Raw genomic sequence first — 21,310 nt, 5'->3', positions numbered from 1 at the left:
GGGGATGGAGTATGAAGCATTTGTTTGGCAACCGCGCGTTCGTGCTGTTGATGGTATCTGATTTTATGCAAAATATCGGGATCTGGATCCGCAATATGGCGCTGTTGTTCTTTATTATGGAGCAGAGCAACCATGACCCGGTCGCCGTATCGCTGCTGACCGTGATTGAATACGCGCCGATCTTCGTGATTTCCATGGTTGGCGGCGTACTGGCTGACCGTTGGCGTCCCAAGCGAACGATGATATGGGGGGATATTTTAAGCTTCATATCCATTCTGCTTATTTTGTTTGTTGTGTATGCGGGATATTGGCAGGCCGTGTTTGCGATGACGCTGGTCTCGGCCGTCGTATCGCAATTCTCGCAGCCATCGTCCATGAAGATCATCAAGCGGTGTTTGCCGGATGAGCATGTGCCCGCGGCCACGGCGTTATCCCAGACCTCGATGTCGCTGTTTATCATTTTGGGACCTATGGTAGGCACGACGATTTATCAAGCATTTGGATTGCAGGCCTCTTTAATCAGCTTGCTGATTCTGTTCGGCGCTTCGGCGATCGTGTTGGCCTTTCTGCCTTCCACCGTGGACGAACCTTCCAAGGACTCGGTATCAGCCGGTTCGTTCGTGAAGGACATGAAGGCAGGCTTCGCCTACATCGGTTCCAGCCGGCTGTTGAAGGTGCTGCTGGTAGTCTACGTTTTGTTGGCGCTGGGCAGCGGACTCGTACAGCCGCTCGACATCTTCGTCATCACCGAGCGTCTTCAGCTGGAGATGTCCAGCGTCCAGTGGTTCACCGCGCTTGAGGGCTTGGGCATGTTGATCGGCGGTGTGATCGCAGCGGTGATTGCAGGCAAAGTGAAAGGTTCCTACTTGCTGTTCGCGGGGCTGGCCTTCCTTGGACTCTCGACCTTTGTCGAGGTGCTGTCCCAGTGGCCGATCCTGACCGGCTCGATGCGCTTCGTCACCGGGGTGCTGATGGCCATGGCCCAGACGGTCCTGATGGCGGTGATGATGCAGCAGGTGGAAGAGAAATTCATTGGCCGGCTGAACGGCGTGATGACGCCGATATTTACCGGCATGCTGCTCATCGGCTCCGGGCTGACGGGCTGGTATATGTCGGTAACCTCCATTGTCGTGGTGTATTTTACGGCAGGCGCGCTCTTCCTGCTGTCGTCATTCATCAGCATGAAGCTGCCGATCGCCAAGGTGCCGGTGCAGGAAACGGAGGCGCCTGTCAGGGTAGAGACTGCGGCCAAAGCCTAGCGGGTGAGTAAAAATCTATACATTTAAGCCGAATCTGGCAGAATGGTATCCAACACGAACGGGCTTCGTACTGGTAAAGACAATCCAAAAGAGCGGTGCCGGGGAGAAACCCGTGCACCGCTTTTTCGGCATATGCGATTCCTCGAAGGAAGCGAAAGGCAGTCTCCCCGCTAAAGCTGATCCGAAGCTCCACCCATGGACAGGGTGCTGTGCCTATATCCATATATCGCTTAAATGGCCACACCGAATCCGATCCATGTTATTCGCTGCAGCGTGGTCAGCAGATCAAGGCATACGGAACATCACATCTGCATCTGTCCGTCCCTGACGGACGCGATCGTGATATAATTCACGTTCTTGCCAAAGAAGCTGCGTTACAATGTTGGTAACGATAACACGAATATCATGAGCTGCATTCGGATAGGTAGACAAGGCGGATGCGGAAGAAATGAGGGAGTGACCATGGCTTACCATAAACCTGAGCGCATTGCGGAGATTACCGTGGAGAACGGGGTGAAAAAAGCGCATAACTCCGCCATAAACGTGATGATATTAGGATTCCTTGCGGGGGCATTTATTGCGCTCGGCTTTTTGCTTGACATACGCGTGATTGCCGGAGCGTCTCCGGAATGGGGAGGGATTGCCGGTTTTATAGGCGCGGCGGTATTCCCCGTGGGATTGATTCTTGTCCTGCTTGCAGGCGGGGAGCTGCTGACGGGCAACATGATGGCCGTGTCCTTGGCCAGATTCAAGAGGAGAGTTTCCACGAAGGAGATGATGCGAAATTTAGCGCTTGTCACGGTCAGCAATATGTTGGGAGCGTTATTCGTCGCTTACTTCTTCGGCCATGTGACCGGTCTGACAGGCAGCGGCGTTTACCTGGAGAAACTGGTGGATATGGCCGGGCATAAGCTGGACGACAGCTTCCTGCAAGCCTTCCTGTCGGGCATCGGGTGCAACTGGCTCGTAGCCCTCGCCGTATGGCTGTCCTACGGATCGGATCAGATGAGCGGCAAAATTCTCGGGATCTGGTTTCCGACCATGGCGTTTGTCGCCATCGGGTTTCAGCACGTGGTGGCCAACATGTTTCTCATCCCGGCCGCGATTTTTGAAGGCTATTACAGCTGGGGCGAGTATCTGATGAACTTCATTCCGGTATGGCTGGGCAATTTCGTTGGCGGCGCGTTATTTGTGGGAGCGACATACGGAACCGTTTATTTAAAGCAGGAGAAACAGGCCGCAGCCGCTCCGCGCGGCGAGCAGACGCATGTGCCATCGGCCGGCGCTCCTCAACAGGTTCATTCGGCGCAGAATGTTTCCTAATGCCGGAAGCCTGGCGAGCGTCTGGCTTAAAGAAAAAGCTGCGTTCAACCGTCCTTGATGAAAGGCAGCGGTTGATCGCAGCTTTTTGTCGTGATGGGCGAGGCTGTCCCCAGTAATGAATCAAGCAGGGAACAAGCCCGCTATTTTTTTAAATGGTAGGGAACCGTCGTGATGATCACGTCTCTCCGATACAGGAGATGTGCCCGGATGAGCAGGCTGGATTGATTGTGCAGGAAATTATGCCAGCCCTTCTTTGGGATGAACTGCGGAATGACGACGGTAACCTGATAGTCGGATTCGCTGGCCTTGCGCTGCACGGTATCGATGAATTTCGTCAGCGGCTGAATGATGCTCCGATAAGGCGAGTGCAGCGTTACCAGCCGGATGTCCGGCTGCCACTTTTTCCATTTTTCCTGGAAGGCGACTTCCTCCTCCCGCTCGAACGGCACGTACACCGCGATGATTTGGCCCGCTCCCAGCGATTTGGCGTAATTCAGCGAGTTCTCCACCACATGCGTGATTCCTGCCACAGGCAGGATGATGACATTCCCCTCAATCGGCTTAACCGGCTCGCAGGTCGTAATCCGGAGCTGGTCCGCTACCGCCTCGTAATGCTTGCGGATCCGGGTGAAAATCCAGATGATCAGCGGCAGGAATATCAGCACGGTCCACACCTGGGCGAATTTCGTAAAGAAGAAGATCATGGTCACGATAAAGCTGATGCATGCGCCGGTGGTGTTAATGATCAGTTTGACGATCCAGCCTTCGGGCTTTTCGCGAATCCATTTCACCATCATCCCCGTCTGGGAGAGGGTAAACGGGATAAACACGCCGACGGCATAGAGCGGAATCAGATGCTCGGTTTTGCCTTCAAAAGCCAGCAGCAGCAGAATGGAGAAAAATCCAAGAATAATGATTCCGTTCGAGTATCCCAGACGGTCGCCGCGGACGGTGAACATTCTAGGAATGAACTTATCCTTCGCCAGATTGACGGCAAGCAGGGGAAAAGCGGAATACCCCGTGTTGGCGGCAAGGATCAGAATTAAGGCCGTTGTCCCTTGTATGAAGTAATAAAGCGCATTTCGCCCGAAGGTGTGCTCGGCAATTTGGGAAACGACCGTGACTTGTTCGCTGGGACTGACCCCATAGTAATAAGCCAGGAAAACGATGCCCGAAAATAACAGGGCCAGCAGCGACCCCATCGCCACCAGAGTTTTGGCCGCGTTATTCGGGGCCGGGTCTTTGAAATTCGGAATGGCATTGGAAATCGCCTCCACGCCGGTCAGGGCGGAGCTGCCCGAGGCAAATGCGCGCAGGAGCAGAAACAAGCTCAGCCCGGCTACGGGCGTGCCGATCGGCGTATGAAGCTCCGGAGACGCATGGCCTGTGGCAATGTTGAATATCCCTACCCCGATCAGGATGAATAACGCAAGCACGAACAGGTAAACCGGATAAGCCAGTATGGAGGCCGACTCCGTAACCCCTCTTAAATTCAATACGGTCAAGCATAGAACGAACACGATGGAAATCGGCAGATTATAGGCATGCAATTCCGGAAAAGCCGACGTGATCGCATCCGTCCCGGCCGACACGCTGACCGCAACCGTCAGGATATAGTCCACGAGCAAGGAACCGCCGGCAACCAGCCCCGGGTACATGCCCAAATTCCGTTTGGACACGACATATGCGCCGCCGCCGTGCGGATAGGAGAAAATAATTTGTCTGTACGACAGGATAAGTGCCAGCAACAAGACCAGGACGCCGACGGCAATCGGTATGGAATACCAATAGGCAGCTGCCCCGACGGTCATCAACACAATGAGGATTTGTTCCGGGCCATAGGCCACGGACGATAGCGCATCGGATGACAGGATGGCCAGCGCCTTGGTTTTATTCAGCTTTTGTTCGCCTAATTCCGTCGATTTAAGCGGTCTTCCGATGAGGAAGCGCTTGATTGAGGATAACATGGTTGTTTTTCACCGCCGCTTAAGATTAAGTTCATGGTAGAAGCTCCCTGAACGGACTTCTATCGGTGTTTTTTATATGCTGGACATAGGAGCGGTCACCCTTCCTATGCTGATTTTTGGCAAACAAAAAACACAGGGTAGAACCCTGTGTTTGATCACAAGTTCACAACCCTCCCGATCAACGCTGACGAGGTTAGCTGTCGGATTCGGGCGGTGAGAGTCGCCCTACCTGATTCCATCGCGGCGTACGTACGCGATGGAATCAGGATTCACCCCTTAGTATGGTTGAAGGATCCTATAGGTATCCTTCCATACGGTTGGTTCCCCCGCTTTCCATCAAGGAAATTAAGCGAATGTCATGTGAATATGAAGAATGTTTTCGAAGCTGAATAGTATATTACGCCTGCTCCAATCGTTTGTAAAACATCCTCCAACGAGCATTCGAACAAAATTATTTATAAAAAATGACAGATAAGCGCTTACATAATGACGTGGCTTTGACAGGCTTTTTATTTTGCATGTTTTCTGCGAAAATCACGAGTTTCTATAATATGGAAGGTTAGTCGCGGGGAACATCGGTCACTGGGAGGATGCCATATAAACAAATTCGCCATGCCGGTCTCGGGGGAGGAGACACTGGCATGGCGAATTTTTTTGGGAGTGGTCCATGATTCGGCAAGGAAGAGAAAGGGTCTGGGTTCCTCTTCTTTGCTCTTGATAGGAATATACCCGGGGGGAAGAAAAGTGAATCACCTGATTAGAAAAAAATGTATGACTTTACTGGAACCCCGATTTTCTTTTAAGATAATGGGATATGATGCAGCCGAGCAAAAGGGGGAAGCACGAAATGACTCAAGCGATGATTCATCAGGAAAACGGCGTATTTCCGGCGGTATGTCCGTTGGATTGTCCCGATACATGCGGCCTGCTGCTGCATAAAGAGAACGGAAAAATCGTCAAGGTGACCGGTAATCCGGAGCATCCGATTACGCAGGGAGCCATCTGCAATAAAGTCCGTAATATGGCACACCGGGTGTACCATCCGGAACGCGTGCTCTATCCGCTGCGAAGAGTAGGTCCCAAGGGAGAGGGCGCCTTCGAGCGGATCAGCTGGGACGAAGCCATTCAGGAGATAGCCGGACGCTATAAGGGCTTGATCGAGGAACACGGCTCCGAGAGCATCCTGCCCTACAGCTTCTACGGCAATATGGGGATATTGAGCGTCGACGGCATGGACCGCAGGTTCTTCAACAGGCTGGGTGCCAGCCGCCTGAAGCAGTCGATCTGCAATTCCGCGGGCAATGAGGGCTGGAAATCCGTGATGGGGTTTAATGGGGGAACCGTTCCGGAGGACACCGTACGAGCCGACGTCATCCTCGTCTGGGGCGGCAACATCGTCAGCACCAATATGCACCAGATGGTGATTGCAGAGAAAGCGCGCAAAGCCGGTGCCAAGGTCGTTGTGATCGATGTCCACAAGAACCAGACGGGGCAATGGGCGGACTGGTTCATTCCGCTGTATCCAGGCACGGATGCGGCGCTGGCCGTCGGCCTCATGCACATCATGTTCCGTGACGGCATGGTAAATGAGGAATTCCTCCGCAAGTATACGATTGGTCATGAAGCCTTGCGCGAGCACGCCAAAGAATACACGCCGGAGCACGTTTCTTCCATTACCGGCATCTCGATCGAGGATATCGAGAAATTGGCCGAGCTCTACGGCCGGGCCGATACCTCCTACATCCATATCGGCAACGGTCTTCAGCATCACGACAACGGCGGCTTGACGGTGCGCAGCATTGCCGCGCTTCCCGCTTTGACCGGACAATGGCTGAAGCGGGGCGGAGGGGCCGCCAAGTCGAACGGCGGTTACAACAGCATGGATAGCGACGCGCTTGAGCGTCCCGATCTCCGGCCGAATCCCGAAGCGCGCACCATTAACATGAACCGGATCGGCGAAGCGCTTGCCATGACCGAACAGCCGATTAAGTCGCTCTTCGTCTATTGCAGCAATCCGCTGGTTGTGGCTCCCGATACCGAGCGGGTCAGGGAAGGGTTTGCACGGGAAGATCTGTTTACGGTTGTGCATGACCTGTTTATGACGGATACGGCCAAGTATGCCGATATCGTGCTCCCGGCAACCTCCTCGTTCGAGAATACGGACCTGTACGCTTCCTACTGGCATCAGTACGTTCAGCTGCAGGAGCCGGTCATTCCGGCACTTGGGGAGAGCAAGGGCAACGTAGAGCTGTTCTCCATGCTGGGACGGGCTATGGGATTCCAGGAACCGGCTTTTCATGAGACCGAGGAAGAGATGATCGCAAGAGCGCTCGACTTCCCGGATAACCCTTATCTAAACGGCGTCACGCTGGACAAGCTGAGGGAACAGCGCCATGTGAAGCTCGATATGACGCCGCTTGACACGTATCTGGATCGTTTGCCGACACCTTCGGGACGCATCGAGTTATACTCTGCGCAGCTGGAGGAAGCAGGTCTGCCGCCCCTTCCGACCTACGTGCCGCTGAAGGAAGGGTATGACGGGGTAAGGCGCGGCCGCGGTCATCAATACCCGCTCATGTTCATTTCGCCGCCGAACCATAACTTCCTGAACTCGACCTTTGCGAACGTGGAGAAGCATCAGAAGCTGGAGAAGGAGCCGGCCCTGCAGATTCACCCGGCGGATGCGGAGGAACGCGGGCTTCAGGACGGCGAAATGGTCATCGTATATAATGACCGCGGAACCTATGAAGTCCGGGCGAAGGTGACGGATAAAATGCTGCCGGGCACCGTAGTCAGCCAAGGCCTGTGGTGGGAAGGCGAGGGCCGCAAGCAGCGCGCCAATGCCCTTACGCCGGACAGGCTGTCCGACTTGGGTGGTGGGGCTACCTTCTTCTCGACGGTGGTCGAGGTCAGGCGGAAGCAGTAAAGCGATAGACCCACCCTTGCAGATGGATGGCCAAAGGACAGATAACGCAGAAGAGGCCCCTTCACAAGGCTTCTTTTTGCATACTGCAAACGTGAAACGTGAAACAAAAAGACCTGTAAGATCCTACTGATCTTACAGGTCTTTTTCATTGACGGCATTTCTTATACTTTTTGCGGAACTGTCAAGAGCAAGAATCCGTCCGAAGTATCAAAAATCGCGGGTTTGTTATATAGTTTCACACAATTGTCAAAGGTAGAATGTCCTTAAGCCCGCTGCATAGCGGTAATCGGCCCACCAATTCACATGAACGGGGCAAATGCTAAAAGCACGAATGAATTTAGATAGACGGGAGGAAGAATATGTCCCCAACCGCATCGAAACCGCAGCCTGAAGGGTTGTCTCCGAAGGGTCGGGTTTACAGCCGGAGCTTGCTGTGGCGCTTGATGAAGCAATGGGATGTCCAGCTGATGGTCATTCCGGGCATCATCCTCGTCCTGATCTTTTCTTATCTGCCCATGTATGGGGTGCTGACGGGTTTTATGGATTACAACCTGTTTACGGGCTCGCGAATTTGGGAGAATCCCTGGGTCGGATTGAAGCACTTTGAGGCTTTTTTTGCCGCGCCGGAATTCGAACGCTTGATCCGCAACACGATCGTGATCAGCTTATTGAAATTTTTTATAGGCTTTCCGGCTCCGATCATTCTCGCCCTAATGCTGAACGAAGTCCGTCACATGTTCTTCAAGCGGGTCGTTCAGACGATTACCTACCTCCCGCATTTTATGAGCTGGGTTATCGTAGCGGGTCTTACGACGGCCCTGCTGGCAACGGAGAACGGAAGCGTCAACATGCTCCTTCAAAAAATCGGCACGATCCAGGAGCCTATCAACTTCCTGTCCCTCAAGGAGTATTTCCTGTCGATTCTCATCTCGGCCAACGTTTGGAAGGAGATCGGATTCGGCTCCATCGTGTATTTGGCCGCCATCGCAAGTGTAGATCCGCATCTGTATGAAGCTGCGGATATGGATGGGGCGAGTAAGTTCAAGCAAATTTATCTTATTACCCTGCCTTCCATCATGCCGGTCGTGGTCATCTTTATGATTCTGGCCATCGGCAACCTGCTCAATGCCGGCTTCGAAGATATATTGCTGCTGGCGACCAATCCCGTTCTGCGGCCGGTATCGGACGTTATCGACACTTACGTATACCGGGTAGGGATCGGCAGTCACCGTTATTCCTACGGCGTGGCCATCGGATTGTTCAAAGCCATTATCAGCATCGGGCTGCTCACCATCGCCAATTACATCGCCCGAAGGTCCGGCAATAGTTTATGGTAGGGGGCTCTGTATGTTAAGAAGACTCAGCTTTAGCGACCGATTGATGCTGGTCATCATTTATAGTCTGTTATCCTTGCTTGCTTTCTCGGCATTCTACCCGTTCTGGAATGCCATCGTTGTATCGTTCAATGTGGGCGTCGATACCGCCAAGGGCGGCATTACTTTCTGGCCCCGGGAGTTTACCCTGCAAAATTACGAAATTATTTTGGGCGACAGCCGGCTGCTGAACGGATTCGCCGTATCGATCAGCCGGGCAGTCATCGGTACGGTGGCCTCCATCTTCATGACAGCCCTTCTAGCCTACGGCATGACGCGTACTTACTTGATCGGCAGGGGATTTTACATGGTGTTCTTTGTCTTCACGATGTATTTCGGCGGAGGCCTGATCCCAACCTATCTGCTGATCCGCTCGCTCGGTTTGATGGATTCCTTCCTGGTCTTTATCATTCCTTCGCTGATCAGCGTATGGAACATGATCATCTTCCGGACGTTCTTCAAGGGGCTTCCGAACGGGCTAGAGGAGTCCGCTCATATTGACGGCTGCAGCACCTGGGGCATCTTCTTTCGGATCATTCTCCCGCTTTCGGGTCCGGTCATCGCTACGCTGGCTTTGCTGACGGCGGTGGCGCATTGGAACGACTGGTTCCTGCCGAGCATCTATATCACGAACGGCAACCTGATGCCCATCCAGACGATCCTGCGGGAGACGCTGAATGCCAATATCGTGAGCGAGCAGACCGCGCTGCTGGATACCAGCTCCATCGCCCTGATGGAGAAGACGAAACAGATCACGTCCAAATCGTTGCAGATGGCGATCATGATCGTGGTTACGATGCCCATTATCATGGTGTATCCTTTCCTGCAGAAGTATTTTGTCAAAGGGGTGCTGGTCGGTTCCCTTAAGGAATAATCGGTTTTGGTTTAGGGCGGAAGTTCCGCTTTGGACATATAAGGAACAGGTTGACGGCTTAAAGTGCAGTAGAAGTTAAATGGAGAGGGGTTAGGTTTATGAAAAAAAAGTCAAGACCCATGCTGCTGACGTTATCGGCCATGCTGCTGCTGACCGCTGCGCTCACGGGCTGCAGCGGCAAGTCCGGCACAAGCGGCACATCACCTGAGACGACGCCGAAGACGGCCCAAACCGATAACGGGGGAACACCGAAGGCAGAGCAGCCGGGAAATCCTGACGGAACATGGGTGCTGGGGGAGAAGCCGCTTGAATTCACGGCCTATGCCCACTATGAAAACACGAATTTCCCTGCATGGGAGAGTACGCCGGCGGGCAAATGGCTCAGCGAGAACAAGGGCGTTAAGATCAGCATGATCGCGGCGGCCGGTGCCCATACGCAGAAGCTGAGCGCCCTGATGGCCTCCGATCAGCTCCCCGACATGATCTGGACGGATCGCAATCACCCGGATCTGGAGAGGCTCCGCGAGGCGGGAAAGCTGGTCGCTTTTGACGACTATCTTGATAAGTACCCGAACTTGAAGACGTGGATGGGCGACAATTTAAACATGCTCCGCCATGACGACGGCAAGCTGTATATGTTCCCGAACTGGTACACGTCAAGGCCGGCGGGCAATGCGGGATATGTTGTCAACAAGAAAATATACGACGAATTGGGCGCTCCCCCGCTGGAAACGACGGACGATCTCTATAACTACCTGGTCAAAGTGAAGGAAAAGTACGGCAACAGCGTGATTCCGTTTGAACCTCATCGTGCAAAAGATATGCAGGGATTGGGCGTGCTCTACACGGCATTCGGCGAAGGCGCGCTGTATACCTATCTGAACAGCTCCATGCGCGCCGTGCCGAAGGACGGCAAGCTCACCTCGGTGTTCACCGACCCGGTGTTTCGCGAGGCACAGAAGTACATCGCCAAGCTGTACCGCGAGAAGCTAATTTCCCAGGATGCCTTTACCCAGACGGAGGATCAGGTGCTGGAGAAGGTGATGACCGGCCGGGTCGCCGTATTTGCCGGCTCCAGTCCGACCACGATGGCGGGAGATGCGCAGCCTGAGCTCATCAAGGAGGATCCGGACGGCGGATATTTCATGATCTGGCCGATCCACAAGCCGGGTCTGGATAAGAACAAGATTTATCCGGGCACCTATACCAGCTTTGGCTGGAATGCCGCTTACATTACGACGGCTGCCAAGGATCCGGAAGCCATCTTTGCCTTCCTGGATTGGTATACCGGTCCAGAGGGTATGAACCTTCAGTTCTTCGGCCCCGAGGGCGACAACTGGGAGGGCTTCGATGAAGAAGGGAAACCGAACTTTACGGCGGACTACGACCCGGCAGAGGTCGCCGATATCCAGACGAAGAACGAACCGATCATGTTTGTCGGCAATACCAGTTACATCGACCCGGCGAAATACAAATACATGGCCGAGCTGCCGTTTGAAGAGCAGGACTGGAGAACGAAGTATCAGCAGACGATCACTTGGCCGACCCAATATAACGTGACGGAGTTCGTGAACCTGAATCCGCCGCCGGAGTCCGAGGAAGGCATCATCCAGACCTCGGTGGATGAGTTGTTCCTCGAGATTTATGCCAATTCGGTCATGGCGAAGAGCGATGAGGATGTGGATAGAATTCTCGATCAGGGCAATGAGGATCTCATGGCGCTCGGTTACGGCAAGCTGCTGGAATGGCGGACGGCAAGGTGGCAGGAGAACCTGAAGAAGATGAATCAGGAATAACCTATCGGTGTTTACAAAGAAAACCGAGTATATCTATCCCAAGGGATTTCCAGGAGATCCTTTGGGATCTCTCTGCTTTTGTGATCATCGGCAAACGGATGGAGGGATGGCTATGTATAAGGTCCTGTTAGTGGATGACGAAGAGCTTGATCTGGAGGGCATGAAACGCTTTATTCCCTGGTCTGATCTGGGCATGGAAGTGAGGGGGAGCGTAAACAATGCGCTGGCTGCCTGCGAAATCATGGAGGAAGAGCCCATCGATATATTGGTCAGCGACGTGAACATGCCCTATATGTCGGGACTGGAGCTGGCGCGCATTGCACTCGAGCGCAGGCCCAGCATACGCATTATATTTGTGAGCGGGTATCAGGAATTCAGCTACGTTCAGCAGGCTATGTCCTTGAAAGCCTACAGCTATGTCCTAAAGCCGATGAACGACAGCGAATTGGTCACCTCCCTGCTCAAGGTAAAGCGGGATTTGGACGATGAGACCAAGCAGCGCGAGGTGGAGATGGCTTACCAGCGAATGATTCCGATCGTGAAGAGCGATCTGCTCATCCGTCTGCTCCGGGAGGAAGAGACGGAGGACAGCGAATCGTTATCCAAGCTGACGGTTTCCTGCGGGCTGGACCGCATGAACTGGCCCATTCGCGTTGTGGTGATGGAATTGGATAATTTACTGTGGAGGCAGGGAGGGAGCTTTACCTCGCAGCGGGAAGTCTCGCGCATATTTCTCCAGCAGATTCACGATGTGATCGCGAGGCAAGGCATCGTCCCTTACTGCAAGCTGTCCTCCCAGCGGGTGGCGCTGCTGCTGGAGGACGAGGCCGTCGAGCCGACCGTACATAAGGTATATGGCGCCATCCAGCAGCTGACCCCGGCCTCCATTACAACAGGCATCAGCGGGCTGGCATATGCGATGGAGGAGCTTCAGCCATCGTATCGGCAGGCGATCGAAGCCGTGGAAGGGAAGATGTTCCTCGGCAAGGGCAGCCTGATCAAATACGAGGATGTGCGCGCCGAGCCGGGCATGCTGGATTCCAGAATGCTGGATGCGCACATGAACAAGCTGCTTGCCGCGATGGAAGGCTATGAGCTTGTCCGCATCTGCGACGAAGTAGAGGGGCTGTTCGGCTCCATTACGAATCTGCGTTCCCGCTTCTCGGTTCACAATATGTCCAACTACATCATTTGGCGCCTGGATCAGTATCTCAGCAGCCGGAACGAGGATCTGTTCGAGCTGCTCGGCATGGAGATCCACCACTTGGATATCCTGATGCAATTCGATACCATCAACGATATCCGTTCCTGGTTTGTGCAGCGGATATTCGAAATTTCCGAACGGCTGTATGAAAAAAACAACTCGAAGGACAGCAAATTCATCCGTAACGTGATTCATGCCATCCGCGAACGAATGAGCGAGAATATCACCATTAAGGATATCGCCCAGCATTTTTCTTTTTCCCCGAGCCATATCGGCTTTCTGATCAAGGACAAATCGGGGAGCACTTTCAACGAGCTGTTGGTGCAGCTGCGTATGGAGAAAGCCCAAGAGCTGCTGAAGCAGCCAGGCCTGAAAATATACGAAGTGGCCGATCAGGTAGGGTATCGGTATCTCCCCTATTTCAGCAGGCAGTTCAAGGAGCGCTACGGTATGACCCCTCTCGAATTCCGGAAGCGGGAGGATTAGGAGGTCCCATGATGCAATCGGTCCGGGAGAAGGCAAGAGCGCGATACGTGCCGATCGGTTTAAAACTCATGCTGTCCTATATCTTGTTCATCCTCATCCTGGTAGCCGTGAACTTTTACGTCTCCCATTCGATGTACGATGCTTCCATGCGCAAGCAGACCCGTTTGAACATTCAAGGGACGCTGCTGCAGATTAAGGACAATGTGACCTACAAAATGAACGATATCGTCCAGACCTCGGCGACGCTGTACGATAACCGCACTCTGGTGCTGAGTCTGCGTTCGTTTGAAGAAGGCGTCGAGGGCTACAACCGGATGAATCAGGTGATCATTCCCAAGCTGGAAAGCGCCTCGAAGGCGATCGGTCTGAACTTGAGGATGTCCGTTTATTTTCATAATGAGTCCGTGAATGAAAGGTACACAGTATGGCGTGACGACAGCACCCGCGACTTCAACGAGCAGACGGCGGATATCTACCATATGAGCCGCATTGTGGATGCGGCATGGTATCGGGGCATTCCTGCTGAGCAGTATAACGAAACGATGCTTTGGAAGCAGGTGGAAGAGGATGAGCGTGATGGCAGAATATCGCTGATTCGCCGAATCGTCGATATGAACAATCCGCTGGCGATCGCCGAAGTGGGCATTATGCGCTTCAGCGTTCGCAAGAGCGAGTTGTTCGACAGCGTGAACTTCAAGAAGCTGGGTGCGGGCAGCGAGCTGATTGTGATGGATGATGCGGGGGAGGTTGTCTTTACTTCGGGCAAGCTGCTGCATAAAGGCGGAACGGCGAGCATCGTCGGGACGAACCGAAACGCCTCCCCTGGCGGTAATCCGGATTCGGAATACCTCACCATCGAGGAGCGTCTTCCGCAGCTGGACTGGAAAATCATTGCGCGTGTGCCGCTGACGATCATTGAGCAGGAAGCCGTGCGGGTTCGGACGTATTTCATTACGATCTGCTTGCTGTGCGTAGCTTTATTAATCGGGGCCGGCTTTATTATTTCGCGTTATTTCTCTAAGCGGATCAATAAGATTGTATCGGTGCTGAACTCCTTCCGGGAAGGAGATCTGCATAAGCGCATGCCGGATAAGGGGAAGGGAGAGTTTTCCCAAATCGCCAATGCCTTGAATGAGATGGGAGAAGATTTTGAAGCGCTGATCAACAAGGTTTATCTGACCCAGATCCAGAAGAAAGAGGCGGAGCTTGAGATGCTGCAGACTCAGATCAACCCACATTTTCTGTACAACACGTTGTCATCGATCAACCAGCTGGCCAAGTTCGGGGAGAACGAGAAGCTGCAGAAGATGGTGGTGGAGCTGGCCCAATTCTATCGCCTCACCTTAAATTCGGGGAAGACGTTGATTCCGGTTGCGGTGGAAATGGAGCAGGCCAATGCGTATCTGGACATCCAGAAGGTAAAATATGGCCAGCGCATGGAAGTCACTTTTGATATCGATACGAATATATGGCCTTACGAGACCATTAAGCTGATCCTCCAGCCCTTTATTGAGAATGTGCTGAAGCATGCTTGGAGTGGAGATCGCATTCATATTCGGATTTCGGTTCACAAGGAAGGCGACGATATTCTGTACCGGATCATAGATGATGGTCTAGGCATGAAGCAGGAGCGAATACAGGAGATATTCGATCCCCGGGATAACAGCCATACCGGCTGCGGCATACGCAACATTGACCAGCGGGTGAAGCTGCATTACGGGAGCGAGTACGGCGTGTCCATCTTCAGCAAAGTCGGAATCGGGACCTCGGTTCAAATACGCATACCTGCAAGAGCGAGAAATGCTAACCCGGATAAGAGAGGGGGATAGACGGGAGCCCCGGACCAGAGCGGTTCCTCGTGAAGCGGGTATCTGCTTTTTAGCGCCTGTTCGCTGTTAAGGTAAAGCGTCAATGAGTGTGCTTGCTAAAAATGGATCTCTCAAGCGATACTAGGATTTGGGCGATAAGAAATGACAAGCATTGTGCATTCATACAGGTTATAGGAGTATCAAAATAGAAGGCCTTTGCCTCTTTCCTTTAAGAAGAATTTATAAAAGCCCGCATGGGCTTTTTTTTAATATATTAGAATTTATAAAGTTTTTTGGGGTCCCCGCAAAGTAATTGGAATAAGCATCGGAGCGTAGGCTCCATTTTGTGGGGCTACTTTAGGTTTTATGCGTAAATATACTGCTGCGAGGCTGCTGGGAGATAATAAACATGAAATGGTTGGAGCAGTACCCTAAGGAAGTAAAAGGTTTTCTTGTTGCAAGTCTCGTTGCCTCCGCAGGCGGCTCCTTGATGTGGCCGCTGACAACGATGTACGTATTCGACGAGCTGGGACGCAGCATGCAGGATGCGGGCTTTGTCATCTTGATTCAGTCCATGGGGGGCATCGCGGGTCAGCTCCTTGGCGGCGCGTTATATCACCGGGTCGGGGTGAAGAAGCTGATCGTGGGCTCGCTCCTGCTGAACGCCCTCGGATTGTTCACCCTTCCGTTCATTAACGGATTATGGGGCTTGTTCATCGCGATGATGGGCTTCATCGGATTCTGCAACGCCGTATCGATGCCGGCCATCCAGGCCTTTATCGGCTTCCGGTTTGCCGATCGGCGGGGCGAATTGTTTAACGTCATCTATGTTGCCAATAATATCGGCGTAGCCTTGGGAACGGCCATGAGCGGGTTCCTGGCGGAGATATCGTATCATTTAAGCTTTGTCTTAAACGGCGTCACGTCCTTCGGCTTTGCGATTTTCTTCCTGTCTTACCTGACGAAGCTGGGCGGAACGAGCGCGTCCGACGGGTCGCATCATCCGCAGCCCAAGAGTCCGCTTCCGGCGGGGCCCGGCGCTTGGGCACTGCTTGGGAACACCCGCATCTATCTCTTTATGGGACTAGGCTCGCTGTTCCTATGGTTCGGCAATTCCATCTGGAACACGGGCGTGTCTCCGTTTATCATCTCGGAGGGGATGTCCAAGACGGCTTACGGTTATTTGTGGACGCTGAACGGGATCTTGATTTTCGCCGCGCAGCCGCTGACCAATGCCATCAAGCGATGGGCGGCCCGCACAGAGAGCAGTCAGATGACCGCGAGCGCCTTGTTCTATCTGGCGGCTTATGTTGTCATCGTGGCGATGCACAGCTATCCGGGCATGATCCTTGCGATGGTGCTGGCCACATTGGGCGAAATGCTGATTTCGCCAGCGATCCCGGCTTTTATTTCGGAACGTGCGGGACAAGCCGCTCCGTTCTATATCGGCGTGACCGGCGGCATGGGAGCCGCTGGCCGGGTAATCGGGCCTTATGCCATGGGAACGATGTATGACGGCGGCGGACTGACCCCAGTGGCGTGGTTGGCCGCGGGAGTTGCCGTATTGTCATTCCTGTCGTTTGCGGTGCATGCCCGGCTTAGCAGGGACAGGGGGCTGGGCCATGACCGTCATGACAAGAAGGAACGACATCTTAACGCTTAGCGCACCAATAAAGTGACGGATCACGGGAGAACCATATTAAGCAGCAGGCATGCTTCGAAGCCTGCTGCTTTTTTGCCTGCGATTCATAGCTTACAGCCCTTGTCAAAGAAACGCCTTACAAAAAAAATAAAAAGGATATTGAAATCGCTCTCAGGGGGAGCTATAATGAACGTGTCGAAACGTTTCAAAACGAAATGCGTTTTTTGAATTTATCAAGCAAGCAATCTTCTTATTTTGTTTACACAAGAGCATGATTATCCTTAGGATAACCATGGAAAGGTGCTCCATAGGGGGAATGAAGAGACATTAGGATTATAGAAATAACCTTTATCCGGCGTCTTTATTTTTTCGAATAAAATCGAAACGTTTCGAAGTAAGTGCTTTCAAATTAAGTTTTGCATTACGTTTCGCATGCTGGTAAACATTAAAAACGGGGTGAATGTAGAATGAGAAAAAAATCAATATTGTGGACGTTGGCAGCTTTGCTGGTGTTCTCGGTCGTATTAGCCGGATGCTCGGGCGGGTCTGAGAAAGCAGACGGAGGCAGCGAAGGCGGCGGTGGCAAGAAGGAACTGAAAGTCTGGTTGATGGGTGACGAAACGGACGAAACCTTGATTAAGCAATACGAAGAGAAGAATCCCGGCGTAAAGGTAAGCGTTCAATCCATACCTTGGGGAAGCGCGCATGACAAGCTGTTGACGGCGGTTGCTTCGAAGAGCGGCCCGGACGTCGTGCAGATGGGTACAACCTGGATCCCTGAATTCGCGCAAGCCGGCGCTTTGCTTGACTTGACGCCGTACCTTGAGCAATATCCGAATTTGAAGCCGGAGAATTATTTCGACGGTGCCGTTCAAACGATGAGTTACGACGACAAGGTTGTCGGCATTCCGTGGTACGTGGAAACACGCGTATTGTTCTACCGTACCGATATTCTTGCTGAAGTAGGCTATCCTGAAGGTCCTAAGACTTGGGATGAGATGAAGGATGCCGGCCAGAAACTGGCAGCCAGAGGCAATGGCAATTACGCGATCACCATCGATGCCAAAGATATGAACTACCTGTCCATGTTTGCTTGGCAGAATGGAAGCGCTATGATCGACGAGAACCGCAAGCCTCATTTCAACGAGCCGGAATTCATGGGAGCCATGGAATACCTAAAGAGCTTCTACGACACAGGCATGACGCCGCTTGCGAGCGATTTGGATCTGTTTGCCGCATTTAAGGACGGACAGTTCCCGATGTTCATCAGCGGTCCTTGGATGATTCAAGGCGTGAAGGATAAAGCGCCTGAGATTGAGGGTAAATGGGCAACCACAACCCTTCCTGCAAAAGAAAACAACGCATCGTTCCTTGGCGGAGCTAACATGTCCGTATTCAGCAGCACCAAAAATGCAGATGAAGCCGTTAAATTCATCTCCTTCATGAGCGAACAAGAATCGCAGCTGACCAACTACGATGTATCCAAAAACTTGCCTGCGATTAAGAGCGCATGGGAAGACAAACGCTTTGAAGATCCGATCTTCGCTACATTCGGAAAACAGCTTGAGAACGCCAGACCTGTTCCGTTCATCAAAGAGTGGGATGCGGTTTCCCAAGAAGCCATCGGTGCCTTTGAAAGAATCACGGTGGGCGGTGCGGACATCAAGACCGAAATGGATCAGTTGAACGCGAAGGCTACCGAAATTCTATCCAAATAACAAAAGCGTGAAACGCAGCCCGGCTTGTTTCTTCAGACGATGATGAAACAAGCCTGACTGCTTCCATAGCGTATCATCGAAACCCATATTTGCAGGAGGTGAATGACATTGCAGAACTTTATCAAGCGCTTTAACCGCTATAAGTACCCTTATATGTTTATTGCGCCCGCGCTGGTGCTGCTTCTGACGTTCTCAATCATTCCGATCATCATTGCGCTTGTCATCAGCTTCACGAACATCGACCTGGCGGGTCTCGCCAATTACTCCAATATTGAAGCCGTCGGCTTCGATAACTTCATGAATGTATTTAAAGATCCGGTTTTCCTGAAATCCATGTTTAACACCATGTTCTATGTTATTATCGGAGTTCCGCTTGTCGTTATGCTTGCCATGGGCGCTGCATTGCTGCTTAACTATGGCACGGGATGGCTGTTCAAGACATTCCGCGTTGTTTATTACATGCCTTCCATTACGAATATTGTGGCGGTCGCGGTTGTTTGGGGTTACCTCTATAACAGCCATTATGGCCTCTTTAACCATATGTTATCCTGGTTTGGTATTCCCGCGCAGCAGTGGCTGAATGATCCCACGCTTGCCAAGTTATCGCTGATCCTTCTGGCTGTATGGAAATCGATCGGTCTTAACATGATTATATTCCTTGCTGCCCTCCAGGGCATTCCGCGTTCCTATTATGAAGCTGCGGAGATCGATGGAGCGAGCAAGTGGAAGAAGCTGTTGTACATCACCGTTCCGCTGCTGAGCTTTGCGACCTTCTTTGTCACGATTACGACGCTGATCGGCTGGATTCAGTTCTTCGAAGAGCCGCTGGTGATGACCAAGGGCGGACCGCTGAATTCCACGATGTCGATGGCCCTCTTCATATACAACAATGGCTTCCAGCTCAGTAATTTCGGTTATGCGGCCGCAGGATCGTTTGTGCTCTTCTTCATTATCATTGTTGTGACGATCGCGCAATTCGCAGTCAAGAAAAAAGATGTCGAGTATTAAGATGCAAGCGATGTTCCGTATCGTAACTGAAGGAGGCTTTAGGGTATGGCAGCGAAAAGAATAGAAAAGACGGTCATGACGGTGCTGCTCATTGCAGGGGGACTGCTGATGATGATCCCGTTTATCTGGATGATCACGTCCTCGTTCAAGCCGGAGAATGAATTTACGGCGGTTCCGCCGACGTTATTGCCCAAAGAATTTACCATGAAAAATTATGTGGATTTATTTACGAAGCTGGACTTTATGGTCTACCTCAAAAATACGCTTATTATTGTGTTCTGGTCATTTGTGGGTCTGTTCCTCAACGCGCTTGCAGGATATGCATTCGCCAAGTTTGAGTTTCCGGGCAACAAAAAATTGTTCTATCTCGTGCTCGCCACGATGATGATTCCGGGACAGGTGACGATGATTCCGGTGTATCTGCTGATTAACGCCATGGGCTTGACCAATACGATGGCGGGTATCGTGCTCCCCGGCTTGGTCGGCGCTTTCGGTATTTTCCTGTTCCGTCAGTTCATGTCGACGATCCCGACGGATCTGATCGAGGCATCAAGGCTGGATGGCGCGGGAGAACTGCGGATTTTCTTCCGTTTGATCGTTCCGATCACGAAGCCGGTATTTGCGGTGCAGGGGATTTTGGCCTTCATCGGCGCTTGGAACAGCTTCCTGTGGCCACTCATCATGGCTAACGACCAGAAACTTTATACGCTTTCGGTAGGTTTGCAGCTTCTGAAAGGACAGCATGGATCCGATTTCGGTCTGCAAATGGCAGGTGCTGCATTTATGGTTGTTCCGATCATCATCGTATTTTCTTTCTTCCAAAAACATATTATTGAAGGATATACGATCTCTGGCATGAAATAAGATAGATAGAGTTTTTAAGATTAGAAGGGGCGAAAGGAAATGGCAACGATAAAGGATGTGGCAAAGCTCGCTGGAGTCGCCTTGTCGACGGCTTCATACGCGTTAAGCGGCGACAGCAGAGTGAGTTCCAAGACAAGATCAAAGGTGCTCGAGGCAGCAAGACAGCTGAATTATCGGAAGAACGGATTTGCCATGGATTTGAAGCGGAGCCGCACCAAGACAATCGCTCTAATTCTGACGGATTTATCCGGGCCTTATTATTCCGAGTTGATCCGAAGCGTACAGGAAGTTGCTTTGACCAACGGGTATGATCTGATAGCCTGCAGCTCGATGGGCGGCAGGGATTCGACGGCGGTTAAATTTTTGCGGGAGAAGAGGGCCGACGGCGCCATCATTCTCGCGCCCAATATTCGCGATGAAGTTCTGATCGAGACCTCCGGACCTCAATTTCCGATCGTCGTGATGGATCGTCCATTATGCAGCGAATTCCTGGTCAATGTGCTGGTCGACGGGGAGCAGGGAGGATACACGGCTACTCGTTACCTGCTGGAGAACGGACATCGGCACGTAGCCTATATTAGCGGATCCTCGGATTCGTACGATAATCATTTGCGTTATCAAGGGTATTTAAGGGCGCTCGCGGAGGCGGGGCTGGAAGAACAGTCGAAGTGGCGCCTCAGCGGCAACTTCGTGCGCGAGGGCGGTTACAACGCCACCAAGATGATGATTATGCAAGGGGCGCTCCCAACGGCCGTATTTTACGGCAACGACGAGATGGCCATCGGAGGGCTGAAGGCATTCGAGGAAAGCGGAATTTCGGTGCCGGATGATGTGTCCGTCATCGGATTCGACGATATCCAATTAGCCGAATACGTGAATCCGCCGCTGACGACCATCAGGCAGCCCAAGAGCGAAGCGGGATCGCTTGCAGCCCATCTGCTGTTTCAGATATTGGGAGGCGAATCCGTAAAGCAGTCGTACATGCTGACAACGGAAATGATGGAGCGTGCATCTGCAGGAAAGAGCAAAGTAGAAAGTTAATGTACCGGATCGGAGATGAGG

General features: G+C 52.4%; 14 protein-coding genes and 1 riboswitch. Of the genes, 13 read left to right on the top strand and 1 reads right to left on the bottom strand.

From position 1 onward, the window contains the following. Positions 1–11 precede the first annotated feature (11 nt). Together RB297_RS22600 and RB297_RS22595 are read left to right on the top strand one after the other, a co-directional pair. A complete protein-coding gene (locus RB297_RS22600) occupies positions 12–1,259 on the top strand; it encodes an MFS transporter (RefSeq protein ID WP_375121499.1) in 1,248 nt (415 codons plus the stop codon). A gap of 462 nt (positions 1,260–1,721) precedes the next feature. Then, positions 1,722–2,582: a formate/nitrite transporter family protein gene (locus tag RB297_RS22595; protein WP_375121498.1), complete on the top strand. Its 861-nt coding sequence runs from the start codon at positions 1,722–1,724 to the stop codon at positions 2,580–2,582. A 140-nt stretch (positions 2,583–2,722) separates the two neighbouring features. Here the strand turns inward: RB297_RS22595 and RB297_RS22590 are convergent, their stop codons facing one another. Continuing rightward, positions 2,723–4,549, bottom strand: a complete 1,827-nt coding sequence (locus tag RB297_RS22590; protein ID WP_009590329.1) for an APC family permease — start codon at positions 4,547–4,549, stop codon at positions 2,723–2,725. Between the two features lie 166 nt (positions 4,550–4,715). Further along, a riboswitch (cyclic di-AMP (ydaO/yuaA leader) is annotated at positions 4,716–4,911 on the bottom strand. A gap of 485 nt (positions 4,912–5,396) precedes the next feature. On the opposite strand from RB297_RS22590, the gene RB297_RS22585 reads away from it, so the two are divergent. From RB297_RS22585 to RB297_RS22535, 11 genes are all read left to right on the top strand, one after another. Further along, a complete protein-coding gene (locus tag RB297_RS22585) occupies positions 5,397–7,475 on the top strand; it encodes a molybdopterin-containing oxidoreductase family protein (RefSeq protein WP_096775828.1) in 2,079 nt (692 codons plus the stop codon). A 359-nt stretch (positions 7,476–7,834) separates the two neighbouring features. After that, positions 7,835–8,812 (top strand): ABC transporter permease, encoded by a 978-nt coding sequence (locus RB297_RS22580; protein ID WP_375121497.1) that lies wholly within the window; start codon positions 7,835–7,837, stop codon positions 8,810–8,812. A 10-nt stretch (positions 8,813–8,822) separates the two neighbouring features. Then, positions 8,823–9,722 (top strand): carbohydrate ABC transporter permease, encoded by a 900-nt coding sequence (locus RB297_RS22575; protein ID WP_096775830.1) that lies wholly within the window; start codon positions 8,823–8,825, stop codon positions 9,720–9,722. A gap of 98 nt (positions 9,723–9,820) precedes the next feature. Then, the gene (locus RB297_RS22570; protein WP_096775831.1) at positions 9,821–11,518 is read left to right on the top strand and encodes an extracellular solute-binding protein; all 1,698 of its coding nucleotides are present in this window, start codon (positions 9,821–9,823) and stop codon (positions 11,516–11,518) included. 112 nt (positions 11,519–11,630) lie between these two features. Next, a complete protein-coding gene (locus RB297_RS22565; protein ID WP_096775832.1) occupies positions 11,631–13,208 on the top strand; it encodes a response regulator in 1,578 nt (525 codons plus the stop codon). Between the two features lie 11 nt (positions 13,209–13,219). Further along, positions 13,220–15,037, top strand: coding sequence for a cache domain-containing sensor histidine kinase (locus RB297_RS22560; RefSeq protein ID WP_375121615.1), 1,818 nt, complete (start codon positions 13,220–13,222; stop codon positions 15,035–15,037). A 388-nt stretch (positions 15,038–15,425) separates the two neighbouring features. Then, on the top strand, positions 15,426–16,679 hold the full coding sequence (locus tag RB297_RS22555; RefSeq protein WP_375121495.1) for an MFS transporter: 1,254 nt from the start codon (positions 15,426–15,428) through the stop codon (positions 16,677–16,679). Positions 16,680–17,125: 446 nt separating this feature from the next. Then, a complete protein-coding gene (locus tag RB297_RS22550) occupies positions 17,126–18,376 on the top strand; it encodes a sugar ABC transporter substrate-binding protein (protein WP_145039353.1) in 1,251 nt (416 codons plus the stop codon). Positions 18,377–18,478: 102 nt separating this feature from the next. Continuing rightward, entirely contained in the window at positions 18,479–19,384 is a 906-nt protein-coding gene (locus RB297_RS22545) for a carbohydrate ABC transporter permease (protein WP_009594508.1), read from the top strand. A gap of 45 nt (positions 19,385–19,429) precedes the next feature. Next, on the top strand, positions 19,430–20,248 hold the full coding sequence (locus RB297_RS22540; RefSeq protein ID WP_009594477.1) for a carbohydrate ABC transporter permease: 819 nt from the start codon (positions 19,430–19,432) through the stop codon (positions 20,246–20,248). Positions 20,249–20,287: 39 nt separating this feature from the next. Beyond that, on the top strand, positions 20,288–21,289 hold the full coding sequence (locus RB297_RS22535) for a LacI family DNA-binding transcriptional regulator (RefSeq protein ID WP_090909864.1): 1,002 nt from the start codon (positions 20,288–20,290) through the stop codon (positions 21,287–21,289). Positions 21,290–21,310 lie beyond the last annotated feature (21 nt).

This window comes from Paenibacillus sp. CR_12 (assembly GCF_041953985.1).
In the GTDB taxonomy this organism is placed as follows: Bacteria; Bacillota; Bacilli; order Paenibacillales; family Paenibacillaceae; genus Paenibacillus_AQ; species Paenibacillus_AQ lautus_A.
The sequence above is the reverse complement of the archived record's forward strand: the minus strand, read 5'-3'. Positions and strand labels throughout refer to the sequence as shown.